Below are 21,550 nucleotides of genomic sequence, written 5' to 3' on the forward strand. Positions count from 1 at the left end.
TCAACGCGGAATCAGGAAGGTCGTTCGTTCTTCGAGGCTCAGTCCCGGATCGTCCTCGGCGGTAATGCGGAAGGCGACGGGATTGGCGCCGGGCTGGCCGGCATCGTAGGGCACGAGCACCTGTACGGTGAGCGCGCCGGTCGCCGCCGGTGCGACCTCGACCCGTTCTCCGCTGCCGATCCGCGCGCCGGGCAGGCCGGACACTTCGAGGTGGAAGGTACGCGGCGCCTCGGTCATGTTCATCACCTGAAAACGATAGACGTTCTCGATCAAGCCGCCTTCGATCTCGCGCCCGAGCGAGGCGCGGTCGCGGATGATGTCCACGCGCAAGGGATCGCGCACCGCCAGTCCCCAGACGAAGGCGACGCAGAGCAGCGCGAGGATGACGCCGTAAATCAGGGTCCGCGGGCGAAACACGTGAGCGGCGATTTCCTTGCGCCCCCAGTGCTTTTTGACGGCGTTTTCGGTCGAGTAACGGATCAGGCCGCGCGGGTAGTTCATCCTGTCCATGACCTGGTCGCAGGCGTCGATGCACGCCGCACAGCCGATGCATTCGTACTGGAGGCCGTTGCGGATGTCGATCCCGGTCGGGCAGACCTGGACGCAGATGCCGCAGTCGATGCAGTCGCCCTTGCCCACCGCCTTCGGATCGATGCCTTTCCTGCGCGCCCCGCGCGGCTCGCCGCGCTCCTCGTCGTAGGTGATGACGAGCGTGTCGGGGTCGAACATCACCGCCTGGAAGCGCGCATAGGGGCACATGTAGGTGCACACCTGTTCGCGCATCACCCCAGCGAACAGGTAGGTGAACGCCGCATAGAACAGGATCCAGAACAGTTCCCAGGGGCCGAAGCCGAACACGGGAATGGAACGGAGCAATTCCTCCAGCGGCGAAAAATAGGCGACGAAGGTGAACCCGGTCCACAGCGAGAACAGCCCCCAGACCAGGAACTTGCCCCCGCGGCGCAGCGCCTTGGGTGCGCTCATCTCGGCCTGGTCGAGCTTTTGACGGCGGATGTGGTCGCCTTCGATCTTCTGCTCGATCCACATGAATATTTCGGTGTATACCGTCTGCGGACAGGCATAGCCACACCACAACCGGCCGGCGATCGCGGTGAAGAAGAACAGGGCATAGGCTGAAATGATCAGCAGGACCGCGAGGAAGAACACGTCCTGCGGCCAGAACACCCAGCCGAAGAGGTAGAACTTGCGTTCGGCGAGATGGAACAGCACGGCCTGCCGGTCGTTCCATGACAACCAGGGCAGGCCATAGAAGACGAGCTGAGTGAGCCATACCATCACCCAGCGCCAGTTGGCGAACACGCCGCTGACGGTGCGCACGTAGAGCTTCTTGCGCGCCTCGTAAAGGGTGTCTTGGGGAGAAGAACTCGTTTGCGCTGGCTGTCGGGATGGGCCGCTCATGGTCGCCTTGCCGGTGGATGCTTGTTGTTATTGTATGAATAGCCCGGGAAGGCCCCCTCCTCCCGGGATGTAAGCACGTTTATTGCTTGAATCGGCGCCTCATTTCTTGCCGAGGCTCAGCACATACGCTGCCAGCATGTGCACCTTGTCCTCGCCGAGAAATTCTCCAAAAGCCGGCATCTTGTTGCTGCGGCCATGGGTCACCGTTTCGATGATGGTGGCCTCGGTCGAACCGTACAGCCAGGACTTGTTGGTCAGGTTCGGCGCCCCCATCAGCGGATTGCCGGTGGCGTCGGCGCCGTGGCAGGCGACGCAGTTGGTCGCGAACACATCCTTCCCGCGCTGGGCGCGCAAGGAGTCGTGGGCGAGACCGGACAGGGAACGGACGTAGTTGGCGACGTCCTTCACCCCTTCGGCGCCCAGCGTCGGCCCGAACGGCGGCATCACCCCCATGCGCCCGCCGAGGATGGTGGTGCGGATGGTTTCGGGCTCGCCGCCCCACAGCCATTCATTGTCGGTCAGGTTGGGGAAGCTCTTCGCACCCTGCGCGGCGGAGCCGTGGCACTGCGCGCAGTAGGTCAGGAACAGGCGCTGCCCGGTCGCGTTGGCCTCGGGGTCGGCCGCGACCGCGGCGAGATCCATCTGCCGGTACTTCGCGAACACCGGCCCGAAGCGCTCGTCGGCGGCCTTCATTTCGGTCGCGTACTGCGCCCATTGCCCACGATGCTGGTTGCGGTCCCCGAACCCGGGATAGATCGCCAGATAGACGATGGCAAATGCGATCGTGATCCAGAACAGGTACATCCACCAGCGCGGCAGCGGATTGTTGTACTCGGCCAGGGTCTCGTCCCACACGTGCCCGTGCAGTTCCGCCGCGCCTTCCTTGCGCCGGGTCATGTTGGACGCCAGCACGAACACGCAGAACAGGATGGACAGGGTCACGAGGACCATCACATACGCGTTCCAGAAACCGCTGATGAAGTCAGCCATTTGCTTTTCCCTCTTTGTCTTGCCGGCCGCCGATGGCCGGCACGTCGTCATCGCTCAGGGGCAGGCGCGCCGCCTCGTCGAAGCCCGCCTTGGCCTGCCTGCTGTAAGCCCAGGCGCAGATGCCCAGAAAGCACAGCAGGCCCACCACCGTGAGCAGACTCCGGAAGTCGTTGATATCCACGGCGCGCTCCCTCAGCGTACGTTCTGGAGCGCGGTCCCCAGCCCCTGGAGGTAGGCCACCACCGCATCGAGCTCGGTCTTGCCCTCGAGCGCGGCCGGCGCGGCGGCGATTTCCTCCTCGCTGTACTTGTGCAGTCCGACCTTGTTCAGCGCGCGCATCTTCGCCTGGATGTCATCGGCCTCAACCGGACGATCGAGCCAGGGGAAGGCCGGCATGTTCGACTCGGGCACGACGTCGCGCGGATTGAGCAGATGCACGCGCTGCCATTCGTCCGAATAACGGCCGCCGACACGGGCGAGATCCGGCCCGGTGCGCTTCGAGCCCCACTGGAACGGATGGTCGTAGATGTATTCACCGGCCACCGAGTAGTGGCCGTAACGCTCGGTTTCGGCGCGGAACGGGCGGATCATCTGCGAATGGCAGTTGTAGCAGCCTTCGCGGACATAGATGTCGCGTCCGACCAGGCGCACCGGATCGTAAGGCTTGACATCGAGCTGCGTGCCCCCGGGACCGATCGCCGAAGTGGTCGAGTGCTGGAAGAACAACGGCACGATTTCCACCAGGCCACCCACGCTGACGGTGAGCAGCGTGAGCACGATCAGCAGGAAGACGCTGCGTTCGACTTTGTCGTGTTTCGATTGAGCCATGTTGTCGTTCTCCGGTCAGGCGTGGGCGGCTGCGGGGGCGATCACCGGAGCGTCATAGGCCTTCTGGCCGGAAATGGTCTTCACCATGTTGTAGAACATGATCACCATGCCGGAGAGGAAGAGCACGCCGCCGATGAAGCGGATGGTCCAGAACGGATAGCTGGCCTTGACGCTCTCGACGAAGGAGTAGGTCAGCGTGCCGTCCGGGTTGGTGGCACGCCACATCAGGCCTTGCATCACGCCGGCGATCCACATCGAGGCGATGTAGAGCACCACGCCGATGGTGGCCACCCAGAAGTGGGCATTGATCAGCTTCACGCTGTACATCTCGGTCTTGCCGTACAGGCGCGGAATGAGGAAGTAGACCGAACCGATCGAGATCATCGCCACCCAGCCCAGCGCGCCGGAGTGCACGTGGCCGACCGTCCAGTCGGTGTAGTGCGATAGCGCATTGACCGTCTTGATCGACATCATCGGACCTTCGAAGGTCGACATGCCGTAGAAGGACAGGGAGGTGACCAGGAACTTCAGGATCGGGTCGGTGCGCAGCTTGTGCCAGGCGCCCGACAGGGTCAGCACGCCGTTGATCATGCCGCCCCAGGACGGCGCCAGCAGGATCAGCGAGAACACCATGCCGACCGACTGGGTCCAGTCGGGCAGCGCGGTGTAGTGCAGGTGGTGCGGGCCGGCCCACATGTAGGTGAAGATCAGCGCCCAGAAATGCACCACCGACAGGCGGTAGGAATACACCGGGCGGTCGGCCTGCTTGGGCACGAAGTAGTACATCATGCCGAGGAAGCCGGCAGTGAGGAAGAAGCCGACGGCGTTGTGGCCGTACCACCACTGCACCATCGCGTCCTGCACCCCGGCATAGGCCGAATACGACTTCATGCTGGTCAGCGACACCGGAATCGCGGCGCTATTGACGATGTGCAGCAGGGCGACGGTGAGGATGAAGGCCCCGAAAAACCAGTTGGCGACGTAGATGTGGGAGATCTTGCGCCGAGCGATGGTGCCGAAGAACACCACCGCGTAGGACACCCAGACGATCGCGATCAGGATGTCGATCGGCCACTCGAGTTCGGCGTATTCCTTGGAAGAGGTGTACCCCAGCGGCAAGGTGATCGCCGCCAGCACGATCACCAGCTGCCAGCCCCAGAAAGTGAACGCGGCAAGGCCGGGGGCGAACAGCGTGGCATGACAGGTGCGCTGCACGACGTAGTACGAGGTGGCAAACAGCGCGCACCCGCCGAATGCGAAGATCACGGCATTGGTATGCAGCGGACGGAGCCTGCCGAAATGCAGGAATTCATGCGCGTTCAGTTCCGGCCACACGAGCTGTGCTGCGGCGATCACGCCGACCAGCATGCCCACGATGCCCCACACCACCGTCATGATGGCGAACTGGCGCACGACTTTATAGTTATAAGTCGCTTGCGATTGCATGTGAGTCACCTCTTCGTTTTAAAAACTTCTGCGAGCACAACCTCATCCCGCCCGGAGCGCCGGAGGGCCCGACGCCATGCGCATGCACGGGCCAGATTACGCCGGGGCGGCCCCCCTCGATTGACTTAAATCAACATTCTATTGCAGCGCGGCATCGTTCGAAAGTATAAACTGGACGAAGTCCAAACAAATATGAAAATAATGCCTCTGAACTGCCCTGCACCGACCCGGACAAGACGCGACGAAGCCGCAGCCGGAAAGCTGCATGGAGTGCCAGACATGGCGGACTGGGCGGATAGGAAACGACGAAGAAAAGGAGCCAGAGCCGGCAAGGCGCTGGCGCACCGCGGGATCGGAGGATCGGGGCGATGGAGAAGGTCGGGGCTATAGACAAAAAAAGGGTGCGTATGCACGCACCCCCAACCCCAACAGAGAGACAAAACTGCAGGTATCGAACCGGCCGCCCCGGCCGGCCTCACCGATAACCATGGGGGCAGTATGCTCTCCCCCCTGAAAGGCGTGTTGACCTAGGTCAACACGCCTTTCAGGGGGGATCTGCAACGCCTGAACGACCTAGGCTCGTGGTTCTTCGTCCTTGCCGCGACCGGTGTTTTCTTCCGCCCGATGCCCGACGGGAGGGACATCCCTGTCATCGAGCAGGACGCGATAGGCCGGCCCCTCCAGGTCGTCGTACTGTCCGCTGCGCAGCGACCACCAGAACAGCACCCCGATGACGAACACAAGCACAACCGAGATCGGGATCAACAGGTAAAGGCTTTCCATCCTCTTTCGATCCTCAATCCTGGCGCGGTTCGATTAGCGGAACGGGCGCTGCAGGCGCAGCGCATTGAGCACCACCAGCAAGGAGCTGGCCGCCATCCCCAGCCCCGCCATCCAGGGAGTGACCAGCCCGGCCATCGCCAGCGGCACAGACGTGAAATTGTAGGCAAAGGACCACCACAGATTCTGGCGGATGATCCTCAACGTCTTGCGCGCCAGATCGATCCCCTGCCCCAGGCTGGCCAGATTTTCGTTGAGCAGCACGATGTCGGCCTGGTTGCGCGCCAGGTCGGTGCCACCGCCCATCGCGACCGAGACATGGGCCTGCGCCAGAACCGGCGCATCATTGACGCCATCGCCCACCATGGCCACCACCACGCCGGGCTCACGCTGCAGGTGCACGATGCAGGCCTGCTTGTCCTGCGGGCTCATTCCGCCCCGGGCATCGGCAATGCCCAGCGTGTTCGCCACCGCCGCCACCACCGGCGGCGCATCGCCCGACAGCACGCTCATCCGGGCTTGTTCGCGGGCGAGACGCGAGACGAACGCGGCCGCTTCCGCACGCAGGCCATCGGCAAGCCGGAACAGTGCCTGCCAGCCGGCGGGCGACGCCAGCGCCACAACCGTCCCGCCGCGGGCAGCGAGCTCCGCGAGTTCGTCCGGCAGCGCCAGTCCGGCGCATGCAGCGACATGGTCGGGGCGCCCGATCCACCAGCGCGCCCCGTCCACCCAGCCCTCCACCCCTTTCCCGGTTTCGGCCTTGAGCCGGGCGACCGGCGGCAGGATCAAGCCACCCGCCGCCTCGCGCAAGCCGGCCGCAACCGGATGCTCGGAGCCCTGCTCGATCGCCGCGGCAAGGGCACGCAATCCGGGCTCGTCGCGTTCGCCCAGCACCCGTACTTCCTCCAGCCGCATGCGCCCGAGGGTCAGCGTCCCGGTCTTGTCGAAAACGAAACGGTTGGCCTTGGCCAGGGTCTCGATCGCATGGCCGCGCGTCACCAACACCCCCATCCGCGCCAGCACATCGGTCGCCACCGTCAGCGCGGTCGGCGTCGCCAGCGACAATGCACAGGGACACGCCACCACCAGCACCGAGACACTGACCCACAGCGCCCGCGCCGGATCGATGAGGTACCACGCGATAGCGGTCGCTCCGGCAAGCACCAGCAGGGTGACGATGAAATAGCCCGCGACCCGCTCGGCCTGGGTCGCAATCCGCGGTCGCTCACCGGCGGCACGCTCCATCAGGCGGCGGATCGCCCCCAGCCGGGTGGCGTCGCCGACCTGTTCCACGCGCAGCAGCAGCGGCGAAGACACGTTGATGCTGCCGCCGGTCAGCGTATCGCCTACCCCCTTCGGCACCGGCATGCTCTCCCCAGTAAGGAGCGCCTCATTGACTTCGCTCCCACCCTCGACGACCACGCCGTCGGCAGGAACGGCCTCGCCCGGGCGTACGCGCACCACATCTCCGGCCATCAGCTGCACCGTCGGCACCCGCTCACCGTCGGTGCTCGCAGGCCAGCCGCCGAGCCGCTCGGCGAAAGAGGGCAGCGCCTTGCCCAGTTCCTCCACGCCGCGCACCGCCTTCTGGCGCGCGAGCATCTCCAGGTAACGCCCGCCGAGGAGGAAGAACACGAACATCGTCACCGAGTCGTAATACACCTCGGGGCCATCGGTCAGCGTCGCCCACAGGCTGGCGAGAAAGGCGCTGCCCACGCCCAGCGCCACCGGCACATCCATGCCGAGCCGGCGCAGGCGCACGTCGCGCCAGGCGCGCTGAAAGAAGGGGGCAGCCGAATACAGCACCACCGGCAGGGTCAGCACCAGGCTCGCCCAGCGCAGCAGCAACTCGATGTCCGGGGTCAGCTCGCCCTCCCCCGCCACGTAGGCAGGAAAGGCATACATCATGACCTGCATCATGCCGAAGCCGGCAACGAACAGCCGCCACAGCATCGAGCGCCGCTCCCGGCCGGCGATCTGCTCGGAGCGTTCGGCGTCATAGGGGTAGGCGCGGTAACCGATCGCCCGGACCGCGGCGAGGATGTCGGACAGTTTTATCCGGCGCTCGTCCCAGCGCACGCGGGCGCGCCGGGTGGCGTAATTGATCTGGATCGCGGACACGCCCGGCAGGCGGGCGACGTGGTTTTCGTTGAGCCACACGCAGGCGGCGCAGGTAATGCCTTCGAGAATCAGCGCAGCTTCGCGCTCGTGCTCGCCCACCGGGCGCACGAAGCTTTTCTGGAAATCGGGGTGATCGAACAAGCCGAGTTCCTGCAACTCGGCCGGCATCGCTTCACGACGGCGCTCGGGCATGGCATCGCGGTGGCGGTAATAGTCGGTGAGCCCGTTGTCGACGATCGACTGGGCGACCGCTTCGCAACCGACACAGCACATCCGCCGCAGCGCACCATCGACGCGCACAAAGTGTTGCGTAGCGGATGGAACGGGCAGGCCGCAGTGGTAGCAGTCGCGGTCGTCGGCAGCGTCGGCTGCGGCCACAGGCAATTCGGCGGTGGTCATTGGTACGAATGCAGCGCCGCTGTCGCAGCAAGCGCAGACAGCGGGAGCAGAGCCAAAACGGGATTTTCTTTTAGCACATCCGCCACGCCTTCGCTATTGCGCCGCAACATGAACCCGCTGGCATGCGGCACGAACACCGGAAGGAAAAAGGCCAACCCCGAAGGGCTGGCCTTTTTCCTTGTATCCGCTGGTGCCGGCAAGAGGAGTCGAACCCCCGACCTTCGCATTACGAATGCGCTGCTCTACCAACTGAGCTATGCCGGCGAAGAGCGCGGACTATACAACAGAGCACGCGATCGGTTCAACCACTACGCAGCGCCACCTTGAAGCGCTCCGGCCCGGATCTGCGGTGCAACACCCACAGCATGCGTCAAGCCCCCGCCCGGACGCTCGGCAGACACTGCCGCCCCCGGCTCGCCACCGGGTACGCCAGCCAGAAGTTCGGGTAAACCACGACGAAGAAGTATTCAATTTTCTTTTCGAAGCATCTTCTGTTTTCTATGGGCCTCCATTACACTTCGTTCCCATTCGGGGCGGAGGAGACATGCCCAGACCAGAACGCGGCGCCGCGGGTCGGTTTCGACCCGCGGCAGCACGCGCGATCTGCGGCTCCCGCCGGCACCTTGCCGAATCGATAGCCCTGCTCCGACCTACCCATGCCCGGCCTGGATCTCCTCGACATCGCCCTCATCGGCATCGCTGCCTTCGCCGCCGGTGCAGTCAACTCGGTCGCCGGCGGCGGCACCTTCTTCTCCTTTCCCGCACTGCTTGCGGTCGGCGTACCACCGGTCATCGCCAATGCGAGCAATTCGGTGGCACTGTGGCCGGGCAGCCTGGCCGGCGCCTGGGCCTTTCGCCGCGAGCTGAAGCGCTTCTCGAAAAGCCTGCCGATGCTCTCGGTGGTCGCCTTCTTCGGCGGGATCGCCGGCGGCCTGTTGCTGCTGGCGACCTCCAACGCCGCTTTCGCCAAGCTGATCCCCTGGCTGCTGCTGGTCGCGACCGTGCTGTTCGCCTTCAGCGGGCAGATTTCGGCGCTGGTGAAGAAATGGAAACCGGCGCCGGACGGCGCGGACGAACGCCATATCGGCCCCGGCGGCTATGTGTTCCAGTTAGTGGTGTCGATCTACGGCGGTTTTTTCGGTGCCGGCATGGGTATCCTGATGATCGCCGCGCTCGCGATTCAGGGATTCAAGGACGTGCACGAGATCAACGCCCTCAAGAACTGGCTGTCGGCGGTGATCTACAGCGTCGCCGTCGCCACCTTCGTACTCGCCGGCGCCGTGTCCTGGCCACACACCCTGGTAATGATCGCCACCGCCACGATCGGCGGCTACGGGGGCGCGGCGGTGGCGCGCAGGGTTCCTGCGCTGTGGCTGCGCCGGTTCATCATCGGCGTCGGCGGCCTGCTCACCCTGTACTACTTCGGTAAGACCCTCTGAACCGATGCTTGCCGCCCTGACCCTTCTCCTCGTCTTCCAGCTCGCCGGCGAAGTGCTCGCCCACAGCTTTGCCCTGCCGATCCCCGGCCCGGTGATCGGCATGGCCTTGCTGTTCATCGCCCTGATGCTGCGCGGCGGCCCCGGTGAAAGTCTGCGCCAGACATCGGGCCAGTTGCTGCAACATCTGTCGCTGCTGTTCGTGCCGGCCGGCACCGGCATCGTCCTCTACGGCGAGCGCATCGCCGCTGAATGGCTGCCGCTGGTGGTGGCGATGGTGGCCAGCACCTTGCTGGCGATCATCGTCACCGCACTCCTCCTCCAGGCCCTCGCCCGCCGCCGCCGCGACCGCGAGGGCGCGCGATGACGCCGCAGTTCGAGGAAATCTGGGTCTATCTGTCGGCCTCGCCCCTACTCGGGCTGACGATGACCCTGCTCGCCTACCAGGCGGCCTTCCAGATCTACCGCCGCCTGGGATTTCACCCGCTCGCCAATCCGGTGCTGATCGCGGTGGCGCTGCTCGCCAGCCTGCTGCTGCTCACCGGCACGCCCTACCAGAGCTATTTCGACGGCGCCCAGTTCGTGCACTTCCTTCTCGGTCCGGCCACCGTCGCCCTGGCCATTCCGCTGTATGCCCAATGGCCGAAGCTGAAGGCGCTGGCCGCCCCCCTGAGCCTCGCCCTGGTCGCCGGCTCACTGACTGCGGCACTGTCGGCCTGGGGCATCGGGGCGCTGCTCGGCGCCAGCCGCGAATCGCTGATGTCGCTCGCCCCCAAGAGCGTCACCACCCCGATCGCGATGGCGGTCGCCGAGCGCCTCGGCGGCCTGCCTTCGCTGACCGCGGTGCTGGTGATCAGCACCGGCATCCTCGGCGCGGTATGCGCGCGCAGCCTGTTCCTCTGGCTGCGCATCGACGACCACGCCGTGCGCGGATTCGCGATCGGCATCGCCTCGCACGGCATCGGCACCGCGCGCGCCTTCCAGGTCAGCGAACAGGCGGGCGCCTTCGCCGCACTGGCGATGGGGCTGAACGGACTGCTTACCGCGCTGTCCTTGCCGTGGATCCTGCCGCTGGTCGAACGGCTGTTCGTGCGCTGAGCATCGACGTGGCAAGGCGCCGCCGCCGACCCGGCGGCCAATTGCCAATTGAATCCCTGTGACGAGGTTCCCGCGTGCCGAATGCCGTATTCCGCTGGATCGACCGCAACCTGCTCGAACTCGGCCGCGAGATGCGGCTGTCCTTCCTGCCGCCGCTGATGGTGTATTGCGCGGCGGGCGTGTCCGGGCTCACCGGCATCGTCGGCACCTTCTTCGTCAAGGATTACCTCGGCCTGTCGGCAGCCTTCCTCGCCGCCCTCGGCTTCTGGGCCGGGATCCCATGGGCGCTGAAGATGCCGATCGGCCACCTGGTCGATCTGATGTGGCGGCACAAGGCCGGGCTGGTGTATTTCGGCGCGATGCTGATCGCGGCGAGCCTGGCGATCATGATCGGTCTGATTGGCCATCCGGACGCGATGCGCACAGTGATGCCGGTGGAGGCCTGGTTCGTGCTGTCGGTGCTGCTGTCGCCGGTGGGCTATGTAATGCAGGACGCGGTGGCCGACGCGATGACGGTCGAGGCGGTGCCGCGCCTCGACCAGTACGGCCGGCCCATTCCCGCGGACACAGTGCGCCTGATGCACACCACGATGCAGATGCTCGGCCGCGTCGCCATCATCGGCGGCACGGTGCTGGTGTCACTCGCCAACGTCGTCATGTTCCAGGGCTCGGAGGGCCTTCCCGAAGCGGACAAGGTGGCGATCTACCTGCGCATCTACGAGCTGGCGCTGATCATTCCGCTGCTCTCGGTGAGCGGGGTGCTGCTCGGCGGCTTCCTCAAACGACGCGAGGCGGGGCGGCTGGCCGCACTCGGGCACAGCCGCGCCGAAATCGACCGCCTGCTCCACGAGCCGGAAGAAAAAACCGCGCCCAACGGGTGGATCCTCGGCGGCAGCGCGGTGTTCGTGGCGCTGACCGTCGGCATCGGCCTGTCCGGCATCGAATATGGCCAGGAAATCATCTTCGCAGCCTCGTTCACGATCATCGCCGTGATGATCGCCCGCCTGCTGCGCGAACTCTCGGCCGAAGCCGCGCGCACCCTGCTCGGCACCGTGATCATCATCTTCGCCTTCCGCACCCTGCCCGGCCCGGGCGCAGGGGCGAGCTGGTGGATGATCGACGAACTCGGCTTCGACCAGAGCTTCCTGTCGCGCCTGGACCTGATCACCAGCACGCTGACGCTCGCCGGCCTGTTCCTGTTCCGCCGCTTCATGGCGGAAAAGTCGATCGCCAACATCGTGATCTTCCTGACCATCGCATCGACGCTGCTGTCGCTGCCGATCATCGGCATGTTCCACGGCCTGCACGAATGGACCGCCGCCCACACCGGAGGCACCGTCGATGCGCGTTTCATCGCCATCGCCAACACCGCGCTCGAGTCCCCGCTCGGCCAGGTGTCGATGGTGCCGATGCTGGCCTGGATTGCAAATTCCGCGCCACCGCACCTGAAGGCCACCTTCTTTGCGGTGATGGCCTCTTTCACCAACCTCGCCCTGTCGGCCTCGCAGCTCGGCACCAAATATCTCAACCAGCTGTACACGATCGCGCGCGAGGTCCGCGACGCGGCGAGCGGCGTGATCACCACCCCGGCGGATTACACCGAGCTTGGCCCCCTGCTCGTCACCGTCACCCTGCTTGGCCTGCTGCTGCCACTGGCGGCGATCGGCCTGACCCGGCTCGCCGGCCTGCGCAGCGCGTGAGCACGCCCACTGGAATGGGGCCGGCACAAGGACACGGGCATCGAAAACGGGGATCCATTGCCTTCCGCCGTCGGCAGGCGGACACTTGAAGCCATTCAACCCGTAGGGAGGCGAACCATGACACCCAGCTCGGTACACGACATCCGCAACCTCGCCCTGCTCGGCCACGCCGGCAGCGGCAAGACCACGCTGGTCGAAGCCCTGCTCGCAGCAGCGGGCGAGATCGGGGCCAGCGGCAGCATCGAGCGCGGCGACACGGTGGCCGACTTCGACCCGCAGGAAAAGGCCATGGGCCATTCCCTGCACACCGCGCTGGTGCATCTGGAGTGGGCCGGACACTGGATCAACTTGCTCGACACCCCGGGCCTGCCCGATCTCGCCGGCCGTGCCCTGCTCAGCCTGCCGGCGGTCGATACGGCGGCCATCGTGCTCAGCGCCACGGCCGGAATCGAGAGCGGCACGCGGCGCATGATGGCCGCCGCCAAAGGCAAGTGCCGCATGATCGTGGTCAACCGGATCGATGCGGCAGGGATCGACTTCGCGACCCTGATGGAATCGGTCAGCGCCGCCTTCGGCCGCGAATGCCTGCCGATCAACCTGCCTTCGGCCGACGGCAGCCGGGTCGTGGACTGCTTTTTCGCCCCCGACACGTCGGCAGCGACGGCCTTCTCCACGGTTTCCGCCGCCCACGACGCGCTCGTCGACCAGATCGTCGAGCTCGACGAGGCGCTGATGGGGCAATATCTCGAACAGGGCGAGTCGCTCGACCCCGAGCAGTTGCACGCCCCCTTCGAGCGCGCCCTGCGCGAAGGCCACCTGATCCCGCTGTGCTTCGTCTCGGCACGCAGCGGCGCCGGGGTACCCGAGCTGCTCGACATCCTCGGCCGGCTCGCCCCCGACCCCACCGAGGGTAATCCGCCGCGGTTCCTGAAGGGCGAAGGCCAGGCTGCCGCGCCGGTCGAAGTCGCCCTTGACCCGGAGCGCCATGCCGTTGCCCACGTCTTCCAGGTCGCCAACGACCCTTACCGGGGCAAGCTCGCGCTGTTCCGCGTGCACCAGGGGCAGCTCACCCCCAATTCCCAGCTCTACATCGGCGACGGGCGCAAACCGTTCAAGGTCGCCCACTTGCTGCGCATGCAGGGGCGCAACGCGGTCGAAACTCCGCTTGCCGTTCCCGGCGACCTGTGTGCGGTGGCGCGGGTCGACGAGATCGAGCGCGACGCCGTGCTCCATGACTCGCACGACGAGGATTACCACCATTTAGCCTCCGCCCCCGACTACCCGCAGCCGGTCTTCGGCCTCGCGCTGATGACACGCAAGCCGGCCGACGAGCAGAAGTTGTCCGAAGCGCTCGCCCGCCTCACCGACGAGGACCCCTGCCTCGAGGTGAGCTTCGATCCGCGCAACCGTCGCACCGTGGTCCGCGGGCTGGGCGAGCAGCACCTGAAAATCGTGCTCGAGGAGCTCGCCGCACGCTGGAACCTGCAGCTCGACACCGCCACCCCCAGCATTCCCTACCGCGAGACGATCTCGATCGTCGCCGAGGCGCGCTACCGCCACAAGAAGCAGAGCGGCGGCGCCGGCCAGTTCGGCGAAGTCGCGCTGCGCGTCGAGCCGCTGCCACGTGGCAGCGGCATCGAGCTGGCCGACGAGGTCAAGGGCGGGGCGATCCCGACCAACTTCATGCCCGCGGTGGAAAAAGGCGTGCGCCAGGCTCTCGCCGAAGGGGCGCTCGCCGGCTTTCCGCTCCAGGACATCCGGGTCGTGGTCACCGACGGCAAGCACCATGCGGTGGACTCGAACGAAGTCTCCTTCGTCACCGCCGGGCGTCATGCCCTCATCGAGGCGGTGCTCGCCGCCCGGCCGCTGGTGCTCGAGCCGCTGCTCGACGTACAAGTGAAAGTGGCCGATGCGCTGTTCGGCGAAGTCAGCGCCGAACTGGCCGGACGGCGCGGCCGCCTGACCGCCACCGACAGCCCGGCCCCGGGCTGGACGCTGATCTCGGCGCGCGTACCGATGGCCGGGCTGGAAGGCTTCGAAAGCCGGTTGAAAGCGATCTGCGCCGGAGAAAGCGAATTCGTGCTCGAAGCCGGCGGCCATGAGCCCGCCCCGCGGGACGTACAATCCGAACTCGCCCGCATCCACGCCAACGGCGACAGCAACGGCAACGGCTCGCACTGAGCACCGTGCTGCGGCCCATGACCCCGGCGCGGGCCGCAGAGCCCCCGAAAGTGAAAAAGGCGCGGCCCGGCGCCGATCCGAAGCGCAGACCGTCATGAACCTGACCGAACGCCATCGCGCCTACTGGCGCCGCAACATCGCGCTGACCGTATCCTTGCTGCTGATCTGGTTCGGCGTGACCTTCGTCGCCGGCTATCACGCCAGCGCACTCAACCAGTTCGACTTCCTCGGGTTCCCGCTCGGTTTCTACCTGTTCGCCCAGGGGTCGCTGATCGTCTACCTGGCGATCATCGTCATCTACGTATGGACGATGAACCGCCTGGATCGACGCTACCGCGTCCACGAGCGCCGCTGAAGCCAGCGGGAGCGCTCCGGGTGCGCCGCCCGGCGGCGGGCTTCGCCGATTGCCGCCCTACTTGTCCGAGCGGCCCGATGGCATTGCCGTTTCGCCAGCGGCCTTCTTCTTGCGCCCCCACGCCACCGGATGGGCGTGGCGGCCGAGGATGAAGTCGAACAGGAACTTGCTCCAGATCGTGATCCCCGCGGTCGAGCTCCAGGTTTCGTAATCGAGGCGGGCACTAATGACGCCGAAGATCACAAACACGATCACCGCCCCGCACACCAGGTTGAGGGCCGCGACAAAGGGAGCGAACTTCGCCGGATTCGCCGGGGGCACGCCGCGCCGGAGCGCGACTTCGGAAAAATCACCCCTGACGAGAATGCGCCAAGCCCGCCGCAGCCAGAAGAAGGCGATCGGGAACAAGGCCAGAAAAAGAATCCACGTCAGTACCACGCTTGGGTCCAGGACCATCGACTGCTCCAGTCACGGGAGGGTGCAGAACGTCTGCCACGACCCGAAAGTGCCACAAAAGAAAGAACCCCGCCACCGCAGCCGCTGACGAGGTTCTCCACCAGCACCGCCCTCCGCAGAGGGGCGGTGCTGGCATTGCTGCATGCTGCGCTGCTCGCGCCTTGAATCAGTGCGCGCCGTCGACCGCCTTGGCGCCGCGCGGGATGCGCACTTCTTCGACCAGGTGCTGGATGTGCTCCGGCGGCTCCTTGGTGACCTTATCCACCGCGAAGGCGACGGCGAAGTTCACCAACGCGCCGATCGCACCGAAGGCTTCCGGCGTGATGCCAAAGAAGGCGTTCGCCCCACCGATCAGGTCGAGGTACTCGGTGCCCTTGATGAAGAACAGGCCCTTGTGTGCGAACACGTAGAACAGGGTTACGAACAGGCCCGACAGCATGCCGGCAATGGCGCCTTCCTTGTTCATCTTCTTGGAGAAGATGCCGAGCATGATCGCCGGGAACAGCGAGCTGGCGGCGATACCGAAGGCCAGGGCCACAGTGCCGGCAGCGAAGCCCGGCGGGTTGAGGCCGAGGTAGCCGGCAAGCACGATCGCGAACACCATCGAGATCTTGCCCACGAGCAGCTCGTTCTTGTCGGAAATGTTCGGCGCGAAGACGTTCTTCACCAGGTCGTGCGAGACCGCCGACGAGATCGCCAGCAGCAGACCGGCCGCCGTCGACAGCGCCGCGGCGATGCCGCCTGCAGCCACCAGCGCGATCACCCAGTTGGGCAGCAGGGCGATTTCCGGGTTGGCCATCACCATGATGTCGGCGTTCACCGTCAGCTCGCTGCCTTTCCAGCCCGCCTGCTCGGCCTTCGACGCGACCTCGGCATTCTTGGTCTTGTCGTTGTAGTACTGGATGCGGCCGTCACCGTTCTTGTCCTCCCACTTCAGCAGGCCGGTCTTTTCCCAGCGCGCCATCCAGGCCGGACGCTCGTCGTACTTCAGGCTCGCTTCCTCAGCGTAGAGATCGCCATTGGTCGCGATCGCACTGTTCACCGTCTGGTGCAGGTTGAACTTGGCCATCGCCGCCACGGCCGGCGCGGTAGTGTACAGGATGGCGATGAAGACCAGCGCCCAGCCCGCGGAGTAGCGCGCATCGGACACTTTCGGCACGGTGAAGAAGCGGATGATGACGTGCGGCAGGCCCGCGGTACCGATCATCAGCGACACGGTGTAGACGAACATGTTGAGCGTGCTGCCCGGCACCGAGGTGGTGTATTCGGCGAAGCCGAGGTCGAGCACGACCTGGTTCAGGCGGTCGAGCAGGGTGGTGTCGGTGCCGACCAGGGTCCCCCCGAGGCCGAGCTGCGGCAGGAAGTTGCCGGTCAGGTTCAGCGAGATGAAGATCGCCGGGATGGTGTAGGCCAGGATCAGCACCACGTACTGGGCCACCTGAGTGTAGGTGATGCCCTTCATGCCGCCGAACACCGCGTAGGCGAACACGATGCCCATGCCGATGTAGATGCCGACCTCGTTGCTGACGCCGAGGAAGCGCGAGAACGCCACGCCGACACCGGTCATCTGGCCGATCACGTAGGTGATCGAGGCCGTCAGCAGGCAGACAACGGCCACCGTGCTCGCGGTCTTCGAGTAGTAACGGTCGCCGATGAACTGGGGCACGGTGAACTTGCCGAACTTGCGCAGGTAGGGCGCCAGCCACATCGCGAGGATGACGTAGCCGCCGGTCCACCCCATCAGGAACAGCGAGCCGCCGTAGCCCATGTTGGCGATGAGGCCGGCCATCGAGATGAACGATGCCGCCGACATCCAGTCCGCCGCCGTCGCCATGCCGTTGGTGACCGGATGGACGCCGCCGCCGGCGACGTAGAATTCACTGGTGCTGCCGGCGCGCGCCCAGATCGCGATCCCGATATAGAGCGCGAAGGAGGCGCCCACTACCAGGTAGGTCAGAGTCTGAAGATCCATGTGTGCCCCCGGTCAGTCTTCGTGAACGTCGAATTTGCGGTCGATCTCGCCCATCTTCTTCGCATAGAAGAAGATCAGCGCGATGAACACATAGATCGAACCCTGCTGCGCGAACCAGAAGCCGAGCGGATAGCCGCCGAGCTTGATGGTGTCGAGCATGGGTGCGAAGAGGATGCCGGCGCCGTACGAGACCAGGAACCATACGATCATGATCTTGGTCAGGAGGCCCAGCGTGGCTTTCCAGTAGCCCGTACTGTTGTTTTCCATAATGTCTCCTCGTCAGAAGTGTCACTCCCTACCGCATGGATCTGCCGGCAACGCGGCTTCATGCATACGACAGCGAGGGCATTATAGGAACATCAGTCTTACTTATTGCTTACAAAGCCTTACCGCTCCCTGAACTACCGGAACTGCCGGTAGGGCGCACATAAAAAACCCGCCGTCTCAGTGCGATGGCGGGTTTTCCGGATCGATCGCGGCGCAATCGGGAGCGCCGCCGGCATCGCGCGAAGCCTCACATGCGGGCGATCATCGCATCGCCGAATGCAGAGCAGCTCACCTCCTGCGCACCGTCCATCAGGCGGGCGAAGTCGTAGGTCACGACCTTGTCGCCGATTGCAGCTTCCATCGACCCGACCACCCGGTCGGCGGCCTCCTTCCAGCCGAGATGGCGCAGCATCATCTCGGCCGACAGGATCAGCGACCCCGGGTTCACCTTGTCGAGGCCGGCGTACTTCGGCGCCGTGCCATGCGTGGCTTCGAAACAGGCATAGAGGTCGGAAATGTTCGCTCCCGGCGCGATGCCGATGCCACCGACCTGGGCGGCGAGCGCATCCGAGATGTAGTCGCCGTTGAGGTTGCAGCAGGCGATGACGTCGTATTCGGCCGGGCGGAGCAGGATCTGCTGCAGGAAGGCATCGGCGATGGCGTCCTTGACGATGATCTCGCGCCCGGTGTCCGGGTTCTTGAAGCTGCACCACGGGCCGCCGTCGATCGGCTGGGCACCGAACTCCTCGCGCGCGACTTGGTAGGCCCAGTCACGGAAGGCGCCCTCGGTAAACTTCATGATGTTGCCCTTGTGCACGATGGTGACGCTGTTGCGGTCGTTGTCGATCGCATAGCGCATCGCTGCGCGCACCAGGCGCGAAGTCCCCTCGCGGGAAATCGGCTTGATCCCGATCCCGGACGTTTCCGGGAAGCGGATCTTCCTCACCCCCATTTCTTCTTGCAGGAATTTGATGACTTTCCGTGCGCCTTCGGTTTCGGCCTGCCACTCGATGCCGGCATAGATGTCCTCGGTATTCTCGCGGAAGATGACCATATCGACCTTGCTCGGGTCCTTGAGCGGCGAAGGCACGCCGCGGAACCAGCGTACCGGGCGCACGCACTGGTAGAGATCGAGCTCCTGGCGCAAGGCGACGTTCAGCGAACGGATGCCGCCACCGACCGGCGTGGTCATCGGCCCCTTGATCGACACCGAGTACGCCTTCAACGCATCGAATGTCTCCTTCGGCAGCCACTGGTCCGGGCCGTAGAGCCGGGTCGATTTCTCGCCGGCATAGACTTCCATCCAGTGGATCTTTTTCCTGCCGCCGTAGGCCTTGTCGAGCGCGGCATCGATGACTTTGATCATCACCGGAGTGATATCCACGCCGATACCGTCGCCCTCGATGAAGGGAATGATCGGATTGTCGGGAACCGCCTGCCCCGGAACAATCCTCTGGCCACCTGCCGGAACCTTGATGTGAGATGTGCTCATGCCTGCTCCCTCCTGGTGAACGTGCGTCGGACAAAGAGTTCCACTGGGCTGCCGGCAGTCGGCGGCACCCGGCATCGGCGCGGCGCCAGCCCATGGCGGCACCGGCCCGGGCTGCGCCGAGACTGTCTTTCGATTATCCATCAAAAGCCAGCCATCGCCGAACCACGGCACGGTGCTGCACGCGGAACGCCCCGAGGCGCGCACCAAGCACAACGCCAGGGCGGGCCCTGGCGTTTCTCGCCGGAGGACACGCCGTCCTCCGGATCACAGTCGCCCCGCAGGCGCGGGGCGGCGCTGGGCTCAGGCGCTCGCAGCGGCCAGCACGGCGTTCAAGGTGGCGCTCGGACGCATCACCGCGGTGCACTTGTCGGGATCGACGCGGTAGTAACCGCCGATATCGGCCGGCTTGCCCTGAACCGCCTTCATTTCCGCAATGATCTTCTGCTCATTGTCGGTCAGGGTTCTGGCGAGCGGTGCGAAACGGGCCTGCAGCTCCTTGTCCTCGGTCTGCGCGGCCAGCTCCTGCGCCCAGTACATCGCCAGGTAGAACTGGCTGCCGCGGTTGTCGAGCTCGCCGGTGCGGCGCGAGGGCGACTTGTCGTTCTCGAGCAGCCTGCCGGTGGCCTGGTCCAGCGTGCGGGCAAGGATCTTGGCCTTCTCGTTGCCGGTCTTGATGCCGAGGTCCTCGAGCGAGACCGCCAGGGCGAGGAACTCGCCGAGCGAATCCCAGCGCAGGTGGTTTTCCTGGGTCAGCTGCTGGACGTGCTTCGGCGCAGAACCGCCGGCACCGGTCTCGTACATGCCGCCGCCGTTCATCAGCGGCACGATCGACAGCATCTTCGCCGAAGTCCCCAGCTCCATGATCGGGAACAGGTCGGTGAGGTAGTCGCGCAGGATGTTGCCGGTCACCGAGATGGTGTCGAGACCGCGGGCGACGCGTTCGAGGGTGTACCGCATCGCGCGCACCTGGGACATGATCTGGATGTCGAGGCCGCTGGTGTCGTGGTCCTTCAGGTACGTCTGCACCTTCTTGATCAGCTCGTTCTCATGCGGGCGATAGGGGTCGAGCCAGAAGATCGCCGGCATCCCGGAATTGCGCGCGCGGGTCACGGCAAGCTTGACCCAGTCGCGGATCGGCGCATCCTTGACCTGACACATGCGCCAGATGTCGCCTGCTTCCACGTCCTGCGCCAGCAGCACCTCGCCGGTGGCGAGGTCGGTGATGTTGGCCACGCCGTCCTCGGGGATCTCGAAGGTCTTGTCGTGCGAGCCGTATTCCTCGGCCTTCTGCGCCATCAGGCCGACGTTGGGCACGGTGCCCATCGTGCGCGGATCGAAGTTGCCGTGCCATTTGCAGAAGTTGATCATCTCCTGGTAGATGCGGGCGAAGGTCGATTCCGGCATCACCGCCTTGCAATCGTACTGCTTGCCGTCGGCGCCCCACATCTTGCCGCCGGCGCGGATCATCGCCGGCATCGAGGCGTCGACGATGATGTCGTTGGGCGAGTGGAAGTTGGTGATGCCCTTCGCCGAATCGACCATCGCCAAGGGCGGACGGTGTTCCTGGCAGGCATGCAGGTCGCGGATGATCTCGTCGTGCTTGGACTCGGGCAGGGTCTTGATCTTGTCGTACAGGTCGACCATGCCGTTATTGACGTTGATGCCGAGCTGGTCGAACAGCTTGCCGTGCTTCTCGAAGGCTTCCTTGTAGTAGATCTTGACGCAGTGGCCGAAGACGATCGGGTGCGAGACCTTCATCATCGTCGCCTTGACGTGCAGCGAGAACAGGATCCCGGCTTCGCGGCAGTCTGCCAGCTGATCCTCGTAGAACGCGCACAACGCCTTCTTGCTCATGAACATCGAATCGATGATCTCGCCGTCCTGCAGCGCGATCTTGGGCTTGAGCACGATCGCCTTGCCCGACTTGGTGATCAGCTCCATCTTGATGTCGCGTGCGCGATCGAGCGTGATCGACTTCTCGCCATGGTAAAAGTCGCCATGCTCCATGTGCGAGACGTGGGTCTGCGACCACTGCTTCCACTCGTTCATCGAGTGCGGGTGCTTCTTCGCGTAATTCTTCACCGCGGCCGGTGCGCGACGATCGGAGTTGCCTTCGCGCAGCACCGGGTTCACCGCCGAGCCCAGGCACTTGCCGTAGCGGGTCTTGAGCGCCTTTTCCTCGTCGGTCTTGGGATCGTCCGGGAAGTCGGGGATCTTGTATCCCTTCTCCTGCAGCTCCTTGATGCACGCCTTGAGCTGCGCGACCGAAGCGCTGATGTTGGGCAGCTTGATGATGTTGGTGTCCGGCAGCAGGGTCAGGCGGCCGAGTTCGCCGAGCGTGTCCGGCACTTTCTGCGCGTCGCTCAGGTATTCCGGGAATTCGGCCAGGACGCGGGCGGCGACCGAAATGTCGGCCTCATCGACCTGGATGCCGGCGGGACCGGTGAAGCTGCGGATGACCGGCAGGAAGGCGGCGGTCGCCAGCATGGGGGCTTCGTCGGTGATGGTGTAGATGATGGTCGGCTGCTGCGAAGACATGACTTCTTTCTCCCTCATTGTTGTCTTGATAAAGCTGATCGAACGATGCGCGAGCAGGCCACGGCGCAGTAC

Annotated in this window: 18 protein-coding genes and 1 tRNA gene; 6 read left to right on the forward strand and 13 right to left on the reverse strand. The window is 65.1% G+C overall.

What is annotated here, in order from left to right; all coding sequences use genetic code 11:
* The 8 genes from ccoG to Tchl_RS16260 form a co-directional block, all read right to left on the reverse strand.
* Entirely contained in the window at positions 1–1,419 is a 1,419-nt protein-coding gene (gene ccoG, locus Tchl_RS16225) for a cytochrome c oxidase accessory protein CcoG (RefSeq protein WP_075149274.1), read from the reverse strand.
* Between the two features lie 99 nt (positions 1,420–1,518).
* The gene (ccoP, locus tag Tchl_RS16230; RefSeq protein ID WP_075149275.1) at positions 1,519–2,409 is read right to left on the reverse strand and encodes a cytochrome-c oxidase, cbb3-type subunit III; all 891 of its coding nucleotides are present in this window, start codon (positions 2,407–2,409) and stop codon (positions 1,519–1,521) included.
* The gene (locus tag Tchl_RS16235) at positions 2,402–2,590 is read right to left on the reverse strand and encodes a CcoQ/FixQ family Cbb3-type cytochrome c oxidase assembly chaperone (RefSeq protein WP_075149276.1); all 189 of its coding nucleotides are present in this window, start codon (positions 2,588–2,590) and stop codon (positions 2,402–2,404) included. The genes ccoP and Tchl_RS16235 overlap by 8 nt, the downstream gene beginning before the upstream one ends.
* A gap of 11 nt (positions 2,591–2,601) precedes the next feature.
* Positions 2,602–3,237 carry a cytochrome-c oxidase, cbb3-type subunit II gene (ccoO, locus tag Tchl_RS16240; RefSeq protein WP_075149277.1) on the reverse strand — a complete coding sequence of 212 codons (636 nt, stop codon included), beginning with the start codon at positions 3,235–3,237 and terminating at the stop codon, positions 2,602–2,604.
* A 15-nt stretch (positions 3,238–3,252) separates the two neighbouring features.
* Entirely contained in the window at positions 3,253–4,683 is a 1,431-nt protein-coding gene (ccoN, locus tag Tchl_RS16245) for a cytochrome-c oxidase, cbb3-type subunit I (protein ID WP_075149278.1), read from the reverse strand.
* A 573-nt stretch (positions 4,684–5,256) separates the two neighbouring features.
* A complete protein-coding gene (gene ccoS / locus Tchl_RS16250) occupies positions 5,257–5,466 on the reverse strand; it encodes a cbb3-type cytochrome oxidase assembly protein CcoS (RefSeq protein WP_075149279.1) in 210 nt (69 codons plus the stop codon).
* A gap of 33 nt (positions 5,467–5,499) precedes the next feature.
* The gene (locus tag Tchl_RS16255) at positions 5,500–7,983 is read right to left on the reverse strand and encodes a heavy metal translocating P-type ATPase (protein WP_075149280.1); all 2,484 of its coding nucleotides are present in this window, start codon (positions 7,981–7,983) and stop codon (positions 5,500–5,502) included.
* Between the two features lie 188 nt (positions 7,984–8,171).
* Positions 8,172–8,247, reverse strand: a tRNA-Thr gene (locus tag Tchl_RS16260).
* 392 nt (positions 8,248–8,639) lie between these two features.
* Here Tchl_RS16260 and Tchl_RS16265 point away from each other — a divergent pair.
* From Tchl_RS16265 to Tchl_RS16290, 6 genes are all read left to right on the forward strand, one after another.
* Positions 8,640–9,422 (forward strand): sulfite exporter TauE/SafE family protein, encoded by a 783-nt coding sequence (locus Tchl_RS16265; RefSeq protein WP_075149281.1) that lies wholly within the window; start codon positions 8,640–8,642, stop codon positions 9,420–9,422.
* A gap of 4 nt (positions 9,423–9,426) precedes the next feature.
* Positions 9,427–9,786, forward strand: coding sequence for a CidA/LrgA family protein (locus tag Tchl_RS16270; RefSeq protein WP_075149282.1), 360 nt, complete (start codon positions 9,427–9,429; stop codon positions 9,784–9,786).
* Positions 9,783–10,517, forward strand: coding sequence for an LrgB family protein (locus Tchl_RS16275; protein WP_075149283.1), 735 nt, complete (start codon positions 9,783–9,785; stop codon positions 10,515–10,517). Before Tchl_RS16270 ends, Tchl_RS16275 begins: the two co-directional genes overlap by 4 nt.
* Before the next feature lie 131 nt (positions 10,518–10,648).
* The gene (locus Tchl_RS16280; RefSeq protein ID WP_083945323.1) at positions 10,649–12,217 is read left to right on the forward strand and encodes an MFS transporter; all 1,569 of its coding nucleotides are present in this window, start codon (positions 10,649–10,651) and stop codon (positions 12,215–12,217) included.
* A gap of 117 nt (positions 12,218–12,334) precedes the next feature.
* Positions 12,335–14,398, forward strand: coding sequence for an elongation factor G (fusA, locus tag Tchl_RS16285; protein ID WP_075149285.1), 2,064 nt, complete (start codon positions 12,335–12,337; stop codon positions 14,396–14,398).
* A 94-nt stretch (positions 14,399–14,492) separates the two neighbouring features.
* Positions 14,493–14,753, forward strand: coding sequence for a DUF4212 domain-containing protein (locus Tchl_RS16290; protein ID WP_075149286.1), 261 nt, complete (start codon positions 14,493–14,495; stop codon positions 14,751–14,753).
* Between the two features lie 57 nt (positions 14,754–14,810).
* On the opposite strand, the gene Tchl_RS16295 is transcribed toward Tchl_RS16290, so the two are convergent.
* The 5 genes from Tchl_RS16295 to Tchl_RS16315 form a co-directional block, all read right to left on the reverse strand.
* Positions 14,811–15,209: a hypothetical protein gene (locus tag Tchl_RS16295; protein WP_075149287.1), complete on the reverse strand. Its 399-nt coding sequence runs from the start codon at positions 15,207–15,209 to the stop codon at positions 14,811–14,813.
* A 166-nt stretch (positions 15,210–15,375) separates the two neighbouring features.
* Positions 15,376–17,181 (reverse strand): sodium:solute symporter family protein, encoded by a 1,806-nt coding sequence (locus tag Tchl_RS16300; protein ID WP_075149288.1) that lies wholly within the window; start codon positions 17,179–17,181, stop codon positions 15,376–15,378.
* A 12-nt stretch (positions 17,182–17,193) separates the two neighbouring features.
* Positions 17,194–17,448 (reverse strand): DUF4212 domain-containing protein, encoded by a 255-nt coding sequence (locus Tchl_RS16305; protein WP_075149289.1) that lies wholly within the window; start codon positions 17,446–17,448, stop codon positions 17,194–17,196.
* A 247-nt stretch (positions 17,449–17,695) separates the two neighbouring features.
* Positions 17,696–18,940, reverse strand: a complete 1,245-nt coding sequence (icd, locus tag Tchl_RS16310) for an NADP-dependent isocitrate dehydrogenase (RefSeq protein ID WP_075149290.1) — start codon at positions 18,938–18,940, stop codon at positions 17,696–17,698.
* 300 nt (positions 18,941–19,240) lie between these two features.
* Positions 19,241–21,478 (reverse strand): NADP-dependent isocitrate dehydrogenase, encoded by a 2,238-nt coding sequence (locus Tchl_RS16315; RefSeq protein ID WP_075149291.1) that lies wholly within the window; start codon positions 21,476–21,478, stop codon positions 19,241–19,243.
* Positions 21,479–21,550: the final 72 nt, after the last annotated feature.

This window comes from Thauera chlorobenzoica, from assembly GCF_001922305.1.
In the GTDB taxonomy this organism is placed as follows: domain Bacteria; phylum Pseudomonadota; class Gammaproteobacteria; order Burkholderiales; family Rhodocyclaceae; genus Thauera; species Thauera chlorobenzoica.

Excerpts from the sequence above, each read along its gene's own strand:
- fusA (WP_075149285.1), top strand. The coding sequence starts at position 12,335 with ATGACACCCAGCTCGGTACACGACATCCGCAACCTCGCCCTGCTCGGC.
- icd (WP_075149290.1), bottom strand. The coding sequence starts at position 18,940 with ATGAGCACATCTCACATCAAGGTTCCGGCAGGTGGCCAGAGGATTGTT.
- Tchl_RS16305 (WP_075149289.1), bottom strand. The coding sequence starts at position 17,448 with ATGGAAAACAACAGTACGGGCTACTGGAAAGCCACGCTGGGCCTCCTG.
- ccoG (WP_075149274.1), bottom strand. The coding sequence starts at position 1,419 with ATGAGCGGCCCATCCCGACAGCCAGCGCAAACGAGTTCTTCTCCCCAA.
- ccoN (WP_075149278.1), bottom strand. The coding sequence starts at position 4,683 with ATGCAATCGCAAGCGACTTATAACTATAAAGTCGTGCGCCAGTTCGCC.
- Tchl_RS16290 (WP_075149286.1), top strand. The coding sequence starts at position 14,493 with ATGAACCTGACCGAACGCCATCGCGCCTACTGGCGCCGCAACATCGCG.
- Tchl_RS16270 (WP_075149282.1), top strand. The coding sequence starts at position 9,427 with ATGCTTGCCGCCCTGACCCTTCTCCTCGTCTTCCAGCTCGCCGGCGAA.
- ccoP (WP_075149275.1), bottom strand. The coding sequence starts at position 2,409 with ATGGCTGACTTCATCAGCGGTTTCTGGAACGCGTATGTGATGGTCCTC.
- Tchl_RS16255 (WP_075149280.1), bottom strand. The coding sequence starts at position 7,983 with ATGACCACCGCCGAATTGCCTGTGGCCGCAGCCGACGCTGCCGACGAC.
- ccoS (WP_075149279.1), bottom strand. The coding sequence starts at position 5,466 with ATGGAAAGCCTTTACCTGTTGATCCCGATCTCGGTTGTGCTTGTGTTC.
- Tchl_RS16265 (WP_075149281.1), top strand. The coding sequence starts at position 8,640 with ATGCCCGGCCTGGATCTCCTCGACATCGCCCTCATCGGCATCGCTGCC.
- ccoO (WP_075149277.1), bottom strand. The coding sequence starts at position 3,237 with ATGGCTCAATCGAAACACGACAAAGTCGAACGCAGCGTCTTCCTGCTG.
- Tchl_RS16300 (WP_075149288.1), bottom strand. The coding sequence starts at position 17,181 with ATGGATCTTCAGACTCTGACCTACCTGGTAGTGGGCGCCTCCTTCGCG.
- Tchl_RS16280 (WP_083945323.1), top strand. The coding sequence starts at position 10,649 with ATGCGGCTGTCCTTCCTGCCGCCGCTGATGGTGTATTGCGCGGCGGGC.
- Tchl_RS16315 (WP_075149291.1), bottom strand. The coding sequence starts at position 21,478 with ATGTCTTCGCAGCAGCCGACCATCATCTACACCATCACCGACGAAGCC.
- Tchl_RS16275 (WP_075149283.1), top strand. The coding sequence starts at position 9,783 with ATGACGCCGCAGTTCGAGGAAATCTGGGTCTATCTGTCGGCCTCGCCC.
- Tchl_RS16295 (WP_075149287.1), bottom strand. The coding sequence starts at position 15,209 with ATGGTCCTGGACCCAAGCGTGGTACTGACGTGGATTCTTTTTCTGGCC.